The sequence below is a fragment of the Streptomyces sp. NPDC050448 genome, assembly GCF_040655295.1.
Classification (GTDB): Bacteria; Actinomycetota; Actinomycetes; order Streptomycetales; family Streptomycetaceae; genus Streptomyces.
The window spans coordinates 63,536-77,090 of the sequence record NZ_JBFAJR010000015.1 but is presented as its reverse complement, the minus strand read 5'-3'; the positions used below and the strand labels follow the sequence as shown (position 1 = coordinate 77,090).

Annotated in this window: 11 protein-coding genes; 8 read left to right on the top strand and 3 right to left on the bottom strand. The window is 69.9% G+C overall.

Annotated features, from left to right (window positions below; all coding sequences use genetic code 11):
• Nucleotides 1-286: 286 nt before the first annotated feature.
• Genes AB0I68_RS19645 through AB0I68_RS19635 form a run of 3 tightly spaced genes read right to left on the bottom strand, consistent with a single transcriptional unit; the run spans nt 287 to nt 5,049 of the window.
• Nucleotides 287-1,810, bottom strand: coding sequence for a glycoside hydrolase family 43 protein (locus tag AB0I68_RS19645; protein WP_363178601.1), 1,524 nt, complete (start codon nt 1,808-1,810; stop codon nt 287-289).
• On the bottom strand, nt 1,807-4,026 hold the full coding sequence (locus AB0I68_RS19640) for a glycoside hydrolase family 3 N-terminal domain-containing protein (RefSeq protein ID WP_363178600.1): 2,220 nt from the start codon (nt 4,024-4,026) through the stop codon (nt 1,807-1,809). Before AB0I68_RS19640 ends, AB0I68_RS19645 begins: the two co-directional genes overlap by 4 nt.
• Nucleotides 4,027-4,035: 9 nt before the next feature.
• Entirely contained in the window at nt 4,036-5,049 is a 1,014-nt protein-coding gene (locus AB0I68_RS19635; RefSeq protein WP_363178598.1) for a LacI family DNA-binding transcriptional regulator, read from the bottom strand.
• A 230-nt stretch (nt 5,050-5,279) separates the two neighbouring features.
• Between AB0I68_RS19635 and AB0I68_RS19630 the strand changes: the two genes are divergently transcribed.
• The 8 genes from AB0I68_RS19630 to AB0I68_RS19595 form a co-directional block, all read left to right on the top strand.
• The gene (locus AB0I68_RS19630; protein WP_363178596.1) at nt 5,280-6,572 is read left to right on the top strand and encodes an extracellular solute-binding protein; all 1,293 of its coding nucleotides are present in this window, start codon (nt 5,280-5,282) and stop codon (nt 6,570-6,572) included.
• Nucleotides 6,565-7,554: a sugar ABC transporter permease gene (locus tag AB0I68_RS19625; RefSeq protein ID WP_363178595.1), complete on the top strand. Its 990-nt coding sequence runs from the start codon at nt 6,565-6,567 to the stop codon at nt 7,552-7,554. Before AB0I68_RS19630 ends, AB0I68_RS19625 begins: the two co-directional genes overlap by 8 nt.
• Entirely contained in the window at nt 7,551-8,381 is an 831-nt protein-coding gene (locus tag AB0I68_RS19620; RefSeq protein WP_363178594.1) for a carbohydrate ABC transporter permease, read from the top strand. The genes AB0I68_RS19625 and AB0I68_RS19620 overlap by 4 nt, the downstream gene beginning before the upstream one ends.
• A gap of 93 nt (nt 8,382-8,474) precedes the next feature.
• Nucleotides 8,475-9,794, top strand: coding sequence for a glycoside hydrolase (locus tag AB0I68_RS19615; protein ID WP_363178593.1), 1,320 nt, complete (start codon nt 8,475-8,477; stop codon nt 9,792-9,794).
• A gap of 77 nt (nt 9,795-9,871) precedes the next feature.
• Nucleotides 9,872-10,906, top strand: coding sequence for an endo-1,4-beta-xylanase (locus AB0I68_RS19610; protein WP_363178592.1), 1,035 nt, complete (start codon nt 9,872-9,874; stop codon nt 10,904-10,906).
• Nucleotides 10,903-11,949: a Gfo/Idh/MocA family oxidoreductase gene (locus tag AB0I68_RS19605; RefSeq protein ID WP_363178591.1), complete on the top strand. Its 1,047-nt coding sequence runs from the start codon at nt 10,903-10,905 to the stop codon at nt 11,947-11,949. The genes AB0I68_RS19610 and AB0I68_RS19605 overlap by 4 nt, the downstream gene beginning before the upstream one ends.
• Nucleotides 11,946-12,806 (top strand): PmoA family protein, encoded by an 861-nt coding sequence (locus AB0I68_RS19600; protein WP_363178590.1) that lies wholly within the window; start codon nt 11,946-11,948, stop codon nt 12,804-12,806. Before AB0I68_RS19605 ends, AB0I68_RS19600 begins: the two co-directional genes overlap by 4 nt.
• Nucleotides 12,803-13,555: cupin domain-containing protein (locus AB0I68_RS19595; protein ID WP_363178661.1), on the top strand; the 753-nt coding region annotated here is incomplete at its 3' end. The genes AB0I68_RS19600 and AB0I68_RS19595, both read left to right, overlap by 4 nt.

Sequence of the window (13,555 nt, the reverse complement as noted above, 5' to 3'; positions counted from 1 at the left end):
GGGTGCCGCGCACAAGGACTGCCGGGCTTCGACCGGCGGCTGCGAGGTCGGTGCGGCGGCCACCTGCTGCGCACGAGTGTTAACGCTCACAATTGAGGTGTCAATACCTTCGACGGGCGGCGGCGACAAGGCCGTCCCGCGCACCGCGCGCAGCTGGTCCAGGCGATCGATCCGCTCCGGCGGCGTGCATCGCGGCCACGTACACCGAGGTCAACGGGGTCGGCTGGGCGGGACGTGAGGTGCGAACGGGCAGGTGGCGGACGCTGACCGCCACCTGCCCGCGGCATCAGCGATGCCAGCGCCTGCCCGGCGGTTCCTGTGGGCTCGGGTAAGTGATGTCGAACCACGTGAAGTGGGCTTGGTTGGTGGAGGGACGGCCGTTGGAGGTGGCGTAGAGGCCGAGCTGGATGCTGGTGAACAGCGGGGTGAGGAAGGTGGCTTCGACGGTGGTCAGGTCCTGCCAGGCTCCGTCGGGTGCCGCGTGGGCGAAGGTGTGGCTGAAGCCGCGGATGCGGACCCCCAGGCGAATGGGACCCGGGGGGACGCGAACGCCGGCCAGGACCTCGGCCCCGCGGCGGAGGCTGATTCCTTCCGCGGTGCGGAGGAAGAGGAGATGGGTTTCGTCGTCGAGGACTACGGCGAGGCCCGCCTGTTCCTCCGGTGCGGTGGGGGTGAAGTGCAGTTCGGTGGAGACGTCGCAGTCGGGCTGTTCCTGGGGGCGGGCCAGGAGGGACGGGACGGTGCGTTCGCCGAGGCGTTCGGGGCGGAGCTGGAGGCGGATCCCGTCGCCGGTGGTCCAGAACCGCTCCGTGGGTGTGCGCAGGCTGCTCCAGTCCGCGCAGAGCGTGGCGAAGTCGTCGTGGACGGGGCGGCGGAGGCCGGCGTGGACGACGGGGGAGAAGACCGGCCAGCCCGCGTCCCAGGTGATCCGGCTGAGGAAGGTCTCGCGGCCGAGGGCGGAGCCCGGGCGGACGCCCAGCAGGACGGCCCGCCAGTCGCCGTTCGGGGTTTGGACGAGGTCGGCGTGCCCGGTGCAGGTGACCGGACCCTTGGCGGGCGGTAGCACCGGATTGCCGGGGGCGCCCTCGTAGGGGCCGGTCACGCGGTCGGCGCGGGCGGCCACCACGCTGTGGTCCACATCGGTGCCGCCCTCGGCGGTGACCAGGAGATAGGTGCCGCCGGTCTTGTAGAGGTGCGGGGCTTCCGACCACCGGGCGCCGGGGTGGCTCCCCGACCACAGGACGTGCTCGGGTCCCGTCAGCCGTCGTTCCTGGGGAAGGTATTCGCGCATCCAGATCTCGGTGCGGCCCGCGGCTTCGTCCACGACTCGTGCGGCCGTGAACCAGGCCCGGCCGTCCCCGTCCCCGTCGCCCTCGCCGCCGTCGCCCTCGCCGTCCCCGTGCCCCTCGCCGTCGTCCGGCCCGTCGTCGAAGAACAGCGACGGGTCGAAGCCCTCGCCCTCCAACCAGTGGGGCTCCGACCACGGCCCCGCCGGGTCGGTCGCGGTGACGACGAAATGACCCGGGCCGTCCATCAGCGTGCAGACGAGGTGGAAGACCCCGTCATGGTGCCGGATCGTCGGCGCGAACAGACCCCGAGAGGGCTCGCACCCGTCGAGGTCGAGCTGGGACGCCCGGTCGAGCGCGGAGCCGATGCGCCGCCAGTTCACGAGGTCGCGGCTGTGGAACACGGGAAGGCCCGGGAACCATTCGAAGCTGGACGTCACCAGGTAGTAGTCCGCTCCCACCCGGCAGACGGACGGGTCGGGCCGGAACCCGGGCAGCACGGGCTCACCGAAGTCACTGGTCATGGAGCCGGGACGATCTCGACCGGCACGGACAGCACCCGGTCGGCCGCAGGGTGACGTACGGGGCCCTCCAGAGTGAAGGAGCCCTGGAGCGGAAGATCGCCGCTGGACCGTCCGACGGCCACGCCGATCTCCCCGGGCTCCACTCTTCTGCGCAGGTCGAGCCCGGTGAAGGAGGTCCGGTCGGCATGGACAGAGAAGGTGATCCGGGAGGCCGCGCCCGGCCGCAGTTCGACCCTGGCGAATCCGGCGAGCCACCGCTGCGGCCGGACGACGGACGCCACGGGGTCGGAGAGGTACAGCTGGACCACTTCGGTCCCGGCCACCTCGCCGACGTTGCGTACGGTGACCGAAACGGCGACGGCCCCGTCCGTCGCGGCGACGGGATCCACGGAGAGCTCCGTGCAGGTGAAGCTGGTCCAGCTCAGCCCGTGGCCGAACGGGAACAGCGGGGTCGGGTCCACCGAGCTCCAGTCGGTGTGCCCGCCGAGCCTGGCGTGCAGGTAGGTGCCGGGCTGGCCGCCGACCTGGCGGGGGATGGAGACGGGCAGCCGCCCGGACGGTTCCGCGGCACCGCTGATGATCCGGGCCAGCGCCGTCCCGCCCTCCTCGCCGGGGAAGAAGGCCTGTACCACGGCCGATGCGCGCTCGGCGAGCGTGCCGAGCGCGTAGGGCCGTCCGGAGACGAGGACCAGGACGGTCGGCACCTGCGAGTCCAGAACGGCGGAGGCGAGTGCGGCCTGGTCGCCGGGCAGGTCGAGGGTCTCGGCGTCGCAGCCCTCTCCGGAGGTGCCCCGGCCGAACATGCCGGCCCGGTCCCCGAGCACGAGCAGGTTCACGTCCGGATCCTCCTCGGTGACCGTGAACCCGGCAGCCGTGAGCGCCTCGCCGAGCGTCGGGATCTCCAGCCCGAGGTCGCCGGGAAGCGCGACGTGGTTGGGGAAGGAGTAGCAGCCGAGGAAGGACTGGGGGTCGTCGGCGTAAGGCCCGCTGATCGCGACCCGGCACGGCCGCAGCGGCAGGATGCCGTCGTTGGCGAGCAGCACGGTGGACCGTTCGGCCAGGAGCCTGGCCAGTGCCCGGTTCTCCGGAGGGTCGAGGTCGACCGGCTCGGGCTTGACGGGTTGCCAGTCGGGGTCGAGCAGGCCGAGCTCGGCCTTCTGGAGCAGGACCCGTTCCGCGGCCCGGTCGATGAGCTCCTCGGGCACGCTCCCCGCCCGCACGAGTTCGGTCAGCGGCTCGCCGTAGCACCGGGCCGTGGGCAGCTCGACGTCGATTCCGGCGGTCAGCGCCAGCGCGCCGGCCGCGCCCCGCGAGCCGGTGACACCGTGCCGGGTCTCCAGGAAGGAGACGGCGTAGTAGTCGGCGACGACCACACCGCTGAACCCCAGCTCGCCCCTGAGCAGTTCGGTCAGCAGCCGTTCGTCGGCGGCCACCGGAACGCCGTCCACGTCGGTGTAACTGTTCATCACCGACCGGGCGCCCCCCTCGCGCAGTGCCCGTACGAAGGGCTCGACCAGTACGTCGGCGAACTCGCGCGGTCCCGAGGCGACGGGAGCCATGTTCCGGCCGCCGCGCGAGGCCGAGTACCCGGCGAAGTGCTTGAGCGTCGCCACGATCCCGGAGCCCTCCAAGCCCTGCACATAGGCGGTGCCGATCGCTCCGACGAGATAGGGGTCCTCGCCGATGCACTCCTCGGTCCTGCCCCACCGGTAGTCGCGGACCACGTCGAGCACCGGAGCCAGCCCCTGGTGGACGCCGACCCGCCGCATCCCCGCACCGATGGCGGCGGCCATCTGGCGCACGAGTCCGGGATCGAAGGAGGCGCCCCAGGCCAGTGGTCCGGGGAAGACCGTCGCTCCGAACGTCATGAACCCGGTCAGGCACTCCTCGTGAGCGACCGCTGGTATCCCGAACCGGCCGGATCCGGTCACCTGCCGCTGGAGCGAGGCGAGCCGCTCCATCCCGGCTTCCGCGGTGATCGGCGCGGTTCCGTACACCCGGGTGAGCTGGCCGAGGCCGTGGGCGACGATGTCGTCGAGGCCGGGCGCGGACTCGCCGGAATCGTCCTCCATCGGCGCGACGGGTGCGCCCGGATCCGAGGGCAGCGCCCAGAAGCCGGCGAGCTGACCCGCCTTCTCCTCCAGCGTCATCCGTTTCAGCAGATCGGCGACTCGTTTGGACGCGGGCATGAGGGGGTCACGCCAGGGCTCGGTCAAGGAGTTCTCCTAGGAACGGGGCGGGGCGGTGGAGAGCCGGACCTTGAGCTCGGTCGAGAGCTCCATCCGGGGGCTGACCAGGGGCTGGCCGTCCAGGAGTTGGAAGAGTGTGCGGGCGGCGAGCCGGCCCATCTCCTCCAGCGGCTGACGCACCGTCGTCAGCGGCGGGGACAGCCATTCGCACATCGGCAGGTCGTCGAAGCCGACCACGCTGAGGTCCTGCGGGATGCTCAGTCCGCCCTGCCGGGCGGCTTCGTAGACGCCCATCGCCTGCTGGTCGCTGCCGGCGAAGACGGCGGTCGGCGGCTCGGGGAGGGCGAGCAGTTCCCGGGCGCGCTGGAACCCGCCCTCGTGCTGGAAGTCACCGAACCGGATCAGGTCGCGGTCGACCTCGATCCCGGCCCGCTCCAGCGCGGCGCGGTACCCGTCGATGCGGGCCTGGCTGCAGAGCATCTCCTTGCGCCCGCCGATCGCGGCGATCCGGCGGTGCCCCAGCTCCAGCAGGTGTTCCGTGGCGGCGAGGCCGCCCGCCCAGTTGGTCGCGCCGATGCTCGGCACACCGTTGCCCGGCAGGTCGATCGGGTCGATGACGACGAGTGCCACCCCGGCCTGTTCGACCTGGGCGCGCTGGGCCTGGGTGACCGAGGCGGTGACGAGGATGACGCCGTCGCTGTGGTGCAGGACCGGCAGTGCGGCCCAACTCGAAGGCGTGGCCTCGCCCGGCGGGACGAGCGATACGACGGTGCCGACGCTCCGCTGGGCGCACTCGGCTTCGACGCCGCGCAGTATCTCCACTGCCCACGCGCTGTCCAGACCGCCGATGATCAGGTCGACCAGGCCGGACCTGCGGGCCCTGGCCTGCGCTCCGGGGTGGAGGTAGTTGTGGGAGCGCAGCAGGCTCTCGATCCGTTCGCGTGTCGCGGGTGCGACGTCGGAGCGGCCGTTGACCACCTTGGACACGGTGGCCTGGGAGACTCCCGCCTCAGCGGCGATGACGGCCAGGGTCGGGCGCTGCTCGCTCAATTCTCTCCTCCGTGCGGACGGCCTTGGGTTAGCGACAGGTATCGCAAACTTTCGAAGAGTTTCCGGTTGGCGTGACCTGGTTGTCAAGCCGCAAGAGGGCTGCTGTCGAGGGGAATTCGGTAAGAAGGCTTGACCGGTGGGCTTCACGTTCCTAGTTTGTGGCAGCACGAATTCGAGAATGTTACGAAACATTTTCGAACTGAACCGGCATTCACCACCCCGGAGGTCCCATGGCCAGCACACCCCCGAGTCGACGAAGCTTCCTCGCGCTCTCGGGCCTGACCGCTCTGTCCGTCTCGCTCACCGCGGCCTGCGGCGGCGGGGGCTCCGGCTCGGGGTCGGCGGCCGACGGCAAGGTGACCTTCGCGTGGTGGAACATCGCCACGACGGAACCGGGCAAGTCTCTGTTCCCGCAGATCTCCTCGGCGTTCACGACCGCTCACCCGAACATCACGATCAAGACGACCTCGTTGGAGAACGAGGCGTTCAAGTCCAAGCTGACGGCCAACACTTCATCGGGCAAGCTCCCCGACGTCTTCCAGACCTGGGGCGGCGGTGTTCTGCGGCAGCAGGTCGACGCGGGGCTGGTCGAGGACCTCACCGAGGCGTTCGGCTGGTCGTCCGACCTCACCCCGGTCTCGCTGCAGGCCTATCAGTTCGAGGGCCGGACCTACGGGGTGCCCTACGACGTCGGCATGGTCGGCTTCTGGTACAACAAGAAGCTCTTCGCCGAGGCCGGGATCACCGCTCCGCCGGCCACCTGGGCCGAGTTCCTCGAAGACGTCAAGAAGCTCAAGGCGGCGGGCGTCACTCCGATCGCCCTCGCGGGCAAGGAGAAATGGCCGGGCCACTACTACTGGGCCTACCTCGCGATGCGCGTTGCAGGCCTCCCCGCGCTGCAGCAGGCCGCGACCACCAAGGACTTCACCGGCGCCGGCTTCGTCCAGGCGGGCACCCACCTCAAGGAGCTGGTCGACCTCCAGCCGTTCCAGACGGGCTTCCTCGGCGCTGGCTACTCCACCCCCGGCGGCCAGGCCGCGACCATGGGCAACGGCAAGGCCGCCATGGAGCTGATGGGGCAGTGGGCACCGTCGGTGCAGAAGGACGCGGGCGCGGACCTCGGAGCGGACCTGGGCTTCTTCCCCTTCCCGACGGTCGACGGCGGCGTCGGCCAGGCCACCGAGGTGTTCGGCGGTGGCGGCGGCTTCGCGCTGCGCAAGGGCGCCCCGAAGGAGGCGCTGGACTTCCTGAAGTTCTTCGTGCTGGAGAACGAGTCCAAGCTGCTGGCCTCCAACGGCTACCTGCCGGTGGTCAAGGGCGCGGAGAGCCAGCTCACCGAGCCCAACAGAAAGGTGGTGGCCGACAGCCTGGCCAAGGCGACGGGCTTCCAGCTCTTCCTCGACCAGGCCTACCCGCCCGCGGTGGGCCAGGAGGTCAACGACAGCGTCGCCGACCTCATCGCGGGCAAGAAGACGCCCGAGCAGGTCACCAAGTCGATCACCGAGGCTGCGAAGGGTGCCTAGCTCCGTGTCCACCCTGACCAAGGAGCGGACGAAGGACGCCATGCCGGCGCGCCCGCAGCCCCCGGCACGGTCGCCCCTGCGCGGGTTGGGAAGCTGGGCGTCGGTCGCGTGGTTCCTCGTCCCGGCTCTGGTCCTCTTCCTCGTCTTCGTCCTGGCACCGATCGCCGTCGCCGTCTATACCGGTTTCTTCAAGTGGGGCGGAATCGGCCCCCTGGACGACTTCATCGGCTTCGAGAACTACGCCACGCTCTTCCGCGATCAGGTCTTCCTCGGCGATCTGAAGCGCGGGCTGTACCTCATCGCCCTGTCGATCACGGTGCAGTTGCCGTTCGCGCTGTTCACCGCGGTCCTGCTCAACCAGCGGCTGCGCGGCCGGGCCGTCTACCGGATGCTGTTCTTCGCGCCGTACATCCTGTCCGAGGTGGTCACGGCGGTCCTCTTCACGATGATCTTCCTTCCCGGTGCCGGCATGGCCGACCATCTCGCCGGCGCCCTCGGCCTGGAGGGGCTGCAGGGGAAGTGGCTCGCCGATCCCTCGACGGTCATGCCGACCCTGTTCGTGGTCATGACCTGGAAGTACTTCGGCTTCCACATGATGCTCTTCCTCGCCGGACTGCAGAGCATCCCGAGCGAGATCCTCGAGGCCGCCTCCATCGACGGCGCGGGCGCATGGCAGCGCTTCCGGCACGTGACGCTGCCGTTGCTCGGCCCGACGATCCGGATCAGCGCCTTCCTTTCGATCATCGGGGCCATCCAACTCTTCGACCTGGTGTGGGTCATGACGGCGGGCGGGCCCAACCACTCCTCCGAGACGATGGCCATCTCGATGTTCCAGTTCGGGTTCAAGCGCTACCAGGTCGGCTACGCCAGTGCGATCAGCGTGGTGCTGTTCATGATCAGCCTGGTCTTCTCCCTCTTCTACCAGCGCTACGTGCTCCGCCGTGACCTGAGTGGGGCCGTCACCTCGGGAGGTGGCCGATGAACGCACGCAGGACGGTACGAGGCCTGTCGCTGCACGCCGTGGTCTGGCTGATCGGCGCGTTCGTCGTCGTGCCGCTGGTCTACGCTGTGATCTCCGGGTTCAAGAGCACCGGCGAGCTGACGACCAACCCGTTCGGGCTGCCCGAACACTGGAAGACCGGCAACTACACCGGCATTCTCGGCGACGGAATGTTCTGGCGGCAGATCGCCAACAGCGCGGGCATCGCGATCGGCACGACGTGCTGCACGGTGGCGGCCTCCGCGATGGCGGCGTTCGCGCTGGCCCGCTACGCCTTCCGGGGCAGGGAGCTGTTCTACACGCTGTTCACGATCGGGCTCATGTTCCCGTTCGCCGTGGCCGTCCTGCCGTTGTTCCTGCTGCTGCGCAACTTCGACCTGCTCGACAACCCGCTCGGAGTGATCCTCCCGCAGGCGGCCTTCGGGCTCCCCATGACGATCATCATCCTGCGCGGCTTCTTCCGGACCATCCCGGCGGAGGTCGAGGAGGCAGCCATCATGGACGGGTGCGGCAAGTTCCGCTTCTTCTGGAAGATCCTGCTGCCGATGGCGCGTCCGGCGCTCGGCACGGTGTCGGTGCTGGCGATCGTCGCGAGCTGGAACAACTTCTTCCTGCCGCTGCTGGTGTTCAACGACCCGAAATGGCAGACCGTCCCGGTCGGAGTCCAGCAGTTCCAGGGCCAGTACTCGACCGACTACGCGCTCGTCCTCGCCTACATCGTGCTCGCCATGGTCCCCGCGCTCGCGTTCTACGCCGTCGCCGAGCGGCAGTTGATCGGCGGCCTCACGGCGGGCGCCACCAAGGGCTGACCCGTCCCGCGCGACCTCCACCCCCGAGGAGACATTGTGAAACGCCTGATGGCCCTGGCAGTCCCCATTTTGTTAGCGCTAACATCGCAGGCTGTGGCCGCCCCCGCGCGCAACGGCATCGACTTCCGCACAGCGCTCCAGCCCATCGACGGATTCGGCTTCTCGATGGCCTTCCAGCGGGCCGACCTGCTGCACGGCGCGCGCGGCCTCAGCCCGGCCAAGCAGCGCGAAGTGCTCGACCTGCTGCTCAACAAGGACAAGGGCGCGGGCCTCTCGATCCTGCGCCTGGGCATCGGGTCGTCGACCGACAGGGTCTACGACCACATGCCGACGATCCTGCCGACCGATCCCGGCGGGCCGGACGCCACACCGAAGTACGTCTGGGACGGCTGGGACGGCGGCCAGGTCTGGCTCGCCAAGGAGGCCAAGGCCTACGGCGTCAAACGGTTCTACGCCGACGCCTGGAGCGCCCCGGCCTTCATGAAGACCAACGGGAGCGAGAACAACGGCGGCGAGCTGCGGCCCGAATGGCGTCAGGCCTACGCGAACTACCTCGTGCAGTACGCGAAGTTCTACCGTCAGGAAGGCATCGGGATCACCGACCTGGGATTCACCAACGAACCCGACTGGACGGCGACCTACGCCTCGATGCGGTTCACCCCGCAGCAGGCCGTCGACTTCCTCAAGGTGCTCGGGCCGACCGTCCGCGCATCCGGACTGAAGACCGAGCTGGTCTGCTGCGACGCTGCGGGCTGGGACCGGCAGGTCGCCTACACCGAGGCCATCGAGGCGGACCCCGCCGCCGGCAAGTCCGTGCGGACCGTCACCGGCCACCGCTACAGCGGTCCGACCGCGGTCCCGCAGCCGACCGTCAAGCCCGTGTGGATGTCGGAATGGTCTCCGGACGGCGCCACCTGGAACGAGAACTGGGACGACGGCAGCGGCTACGACGGTCTCGCCGTCGCCGCCGACATCCAGAACACCCTGACCGTCGGCAACGCCAGTGCCTACGTCTACTGGACCGGCGCGTCCCTCGGCGCGACCCGGGGGCTCATCCAGCTCGCCAACCCCGGTGACGACTACCGGGTGTCCAAGCGGTACTGGGCCCTGGCCGCCTTCAGCCGCTTCATCCGACCCGGCGCCGTCCGCGTGCCGGTCACGAACGCCGACCCGGCACTGCAGATCACGGCCTTCCGCAACACCGACGGCAGCCGCGTGATCGAAATCCTCAACACCGCGACCACCGAAAGCTCCACCGAGTTCTCCCTTCGCGGCGGGCACGACCGGCACCCCGACGGCTACGTCACCGACGGGACCCGCTCGATCACCCCGGCCGACATCGTCTCCACGCATGGCACGACCCTCACGGCGACTCTCGCCCCGCGCGCGCTGACCACGATCGTCCTCGACTGAACCGCCTGCACCCCGAGGAGTAACCCGCCATGTCCCTTCACATGTCCCTTCACATGTCCCTTCACATGTCCGTTCCCATGTCCCGGATTCTCACCGCCCTGTCCGCCGCCATCTGCCTCTCGGCCGGTCTCGCCGCAGCGCCCGCAGCCGCCGAGCCCCGTACCAGGACGCTCGGCGAACTGGCCGCGAAGCACCACAAGTACTTCGGCTCTGCCACCGACAACCCCGAGTTCACCGACGCCGCCTACCTGAAGCTCCTCGGCAGCGAATTCGGCCAGACCACCCCCGGCAACGCCATGAAGTGGTACGCCACCGAGCCCGAGCGCGGCGTCTTCGACTTCACCGACGCCGACAAGGTCGTCGCGTTCGCCAAGGCCCACCACCAGAAGGTCCGCGGTCACACCCTCATCTGGCACAACCAGCTCCCCGCATGGCTCACCGAGGGCACCTGGAGCGCCGACGAGCTGCGCGCCGTCCTCAAGAACCACATCCAGACGGAGGTCCGGCACTTCAAGGGTCAAGTGATCCACTGGGACGTCGTCAACGAGGCCTTCAACGAGGACGGCACCTACCGCGAATCGCTCTTCTACAAGACGCTCGGCCCCGGCTACATCGCCGACGCCCTGCGCTGGGCCCACGAGGCCGACCCGCACGCCAAGCTGTACCTCAACGACTACAACGTCGACGGCACAGGCCCCAAGAGCGACGCCTACTACACCCTGATCAAGCAGTTGAAGGCCGACGGGGTCCCGGTGGAGGGCTTCGGCATCCAGGGCCACCTGGCGCTCCAGTACGGCTTCCCCGGCGACGTCCAGCAGAACATGGAGCGCTTCGCCGGCCTCGGGGTCGACGTCGCGGTGACCGAGCTCGACATCCGGATGGCCCTCCCCGCGACCCCGGAAAAGCTCGCCACCCAGGCCACCTGGTACGCCGACTACGTCAAGGCCTGCCTGGCGGTCAAGAAGTGCGTCGGAGTCACCATCTGGGACTACACGGACAGGTACTCGTGGATCCCCTCCGTCTTCCCCGGCGAGGGCGCGGCGCTGCCCTACGACGAGAACCTGTTGCCCAAGCCCGCCTACCACTCGATCAAGGAGGTGCTGGGCGGATGATCAGGACGGCGATCGTCGGAACGGGCGGGATCGCGGGCATCTGCCACGTTCCGGCCCTCCGCGCGCAGGCGCACCGGGCCCGGATCGTGGCAGCCGTCGACGTGGACGCCGCGCGCGCCGAGGCGTTCGCGGCCGAACACGGCATCCCCGCGGTCTACACCGACCTGCACACCATGCTCAAGGAGCAGAGCCCGGACCTCGTGCACCTGTGCACGCCTCCGTTCCTGCACGCCGAACAGGCCGTGGCCTGCCTGGAGTCGCAGGCGTGGGTGTGGTGCGAGAAGCCGGTGGCCCTGTCGCTGGCCGAGCTCGACCGGATCTGTGCCGCCGAAGGGCCCGCCCTCGCGGGCGCGGTGTTCCAGCACAGGTACGGCTCGGGGTCCCGGTACCTGCGCGACCGGATCACGGCCGGGACCCTGGGCCGTCCGCTCGTCGCGCAGTGCGTCACGGCGTGGTACCGCGATGACGCCTACTACGACGTGCCCTGGCGCGGCACCTGGGAGAGCGAGGGCGGTGGCCCGACCCTGGGCCACGGCATCCACCAGATGGACCTGATGCTCGCGGTGCTCGGCGAATGGACCGAGGTACGCGCGATGGCCGGCCGCCTCGCGCGCGAGGTCCAGACCGAGGACGTCTCCGCAGCCCTGGTCCGGTTCGACAACGGAGCCGTCGCGACGGTCGTCAACAGCGTCCTTTCCCCTCGCGAGGAGAGCTACCTGCGCTTCGATCTCACCGACGCCACGGTCGAGCTGCGGCACCTGTACGGCTACTCCAACGCGGACTGGACCTTCACCACAAGGTCGCCGGGCGTGAAGTGGGACCCGCCGGACGACGTGCCCAGCTCGCACACCGCCCAGCTCGCGGCCTTCCTGGACGACTACGAGGCGGGGATCCGGCCCGATCTCGGCAGGCCCACCATGGAACTGGTCACCGCCTTGTACAAGGCCGCGATCACCGGCCTGCCGGTCCGGCGCGCAGAGATCGAAGCGGCCGACCCGTTCTACGGCTCGCTCAACGGAGGGCGCCCGGGGGTGTTCCGGTGACGTTCGAACTCCTCGAGAACGAGGACTCGCTGACCGTCCGGGCTCGCGACGTCGACCTCTTCCGGTACGTGCACCGGCCGGTCATGGACCCCTTCGAGGCGCCGAAGCCCTACCTGCATCCGGTGCGCACGCTCGCCGGCGACGTGGTCACCGGGTACCGGCCGCACGACCACCGCTGGCACAAGGGCATCCAGATCACGGCGTCGTGGGTGTCGGGGCAGAACTTCTGGGGCGGCGGCACCTACCTGCGCGGCCAGGGCTACGTGGACCTGCCGAACCTCGGCACGATGCACAGCCTCGCCGTGTCCGCCGAAACGGGCCCCGGCCGCGCCGTGATCACCGAAGCCCTGGCCTGGATCACGATGGCGGGGGAGCACTGGATCGACGAGCGCCGCACGCTGACCGCACACGACGTAGGGGCCGACTTCTGGACCCTGGACGTCACCACCTCGCTGACCAACGTCCGCGACAGCGGTCTGATGTTCGGCAGCCCCGGCACGCAGGGCAGAGAGCTCGCCGGATACTCCGGCCTGTTCTGGCGCGGCCCGCGCGAGTTCGCCGGCGGCGAAGTGATCGGCCCCGCGATGGGCGAGCAGGGCGACTGGCTGGCCTTCATCGGCGCGCACGACGAGGTCGACCGCTCCTCCACGCTCCTGTTCCTGGACGACCCCGACGCCCCCTGCCACTGGTTCGTCCGCAGTGAACCCATCCCCGCCGTCAACCCGTCCCTGGCGTTCGACAAGGAACTGCCACTGGCCCCCGGCGACACCCTGTCGCGCCGCTACCGGATCGTCGTGGCCGACGGCGCGTGGACCGCCGGGCGCCTGTCCCGCCACATCGCGGAACACCCGTGGTGACCCCGCTCCCCGGCGGCGTGGGGATCTCCGGGTTGACCGTCTACGACTGGGAGGCCGCCGACGGGCTGTGCGGCGGCACGCCCCACATGCACCTCGTCTGCTCCGAGGCCTACGTCGTCATAGACGGCGCGGGCAGCGTACAGACCCTCACCACCTCCGGTTTCGACGAGACCCCACTGCTCCCCGGCGACGTCGTCTGGTTCACCCCCGGCACGGTCCACCGCCTCGTCAACGACGGAGGCCTGCGCCTCGTGGTGCTCATGCAGAACGGCGGACTCCCCGAGGCGGGCGACGCCGTCTTCACCTTCCCTGCGCCTGTGCTGGCCGATCCCCACGCCTACGGCAGGGCGGCCGGCCTGAGCGGCGACCGTTCCGCGGCAGCCCGCCGCCGCCGCGACCTGGCACTGGAGGGTTTCCTGGCCTTGCGCGAAGGCGGGCTGCAGGAGTTCCACATCGCGGCCCACCGCCTCAAGAGCGACCTCCTGGACGCCTGGCGGATCCGCTGGCGTGACGGCGCCCTCGCCGCAGCCGTCACGACCGGCCGTCAGCTGGAACGGCTGAAGGCCGCAGACCTCTCCCACCTCGACCACGGCGCAGTGTCACGGCTGGAGCGCCCGGAGCACCGACGCTTCGGCATGTGCGGCCGACTTGACACCTATCCCGTCCCCGACTTCCCGACGCGGCCGCTCCGCGGTGCGTCGGGGCGCGGCGGGGGGGCGGGCGCCCGGGGGCTCGTGCGGGTGGGCGGA

What these genes read in the sequence shown, in the direction of transcription:
- AB0I68_RS19645 (WP_363178601.1), bottom strand. Translation starts at nt 1,810, where the DNA reads ATGACCAGTGACTTCGGTGAGCCCGTGCTGCCCGGGTTCCGGCCCGAC.
- AB0I68_RS19630 (WP_363178596.1), top strand. Translation starts at nt 5,280, where the DNA reads ATGGCCAGCACACCCCCGAGTCGACGAAGCTTCCTCGCGCTCTCGGGC.
- AB0I68_RS19620 (WP_363178594.1), top strand. Translation starts at nt 7,551, where the DNA reads ATGAACGCACGCAGGACGGTACGAGGCCTGTCGCTGCACGCCGTGGTC.
- AB0I68_RS19610 (WP_363178592.1), top strand. Translation starts at nt 9,872, where the DNA reads ATGTCCCGGATTCTCACCGCCCTGTCCGCCGCCATCTGCCTCTCGGCC.
- AB0I68_RS19605 (WP_363178591.1), top strand. Translation starts at nt 10,903, where the DNA reads ATGATCAGGACGGCGATCGTCGGAACGGGCGGGATCGCGGGCATCTGC.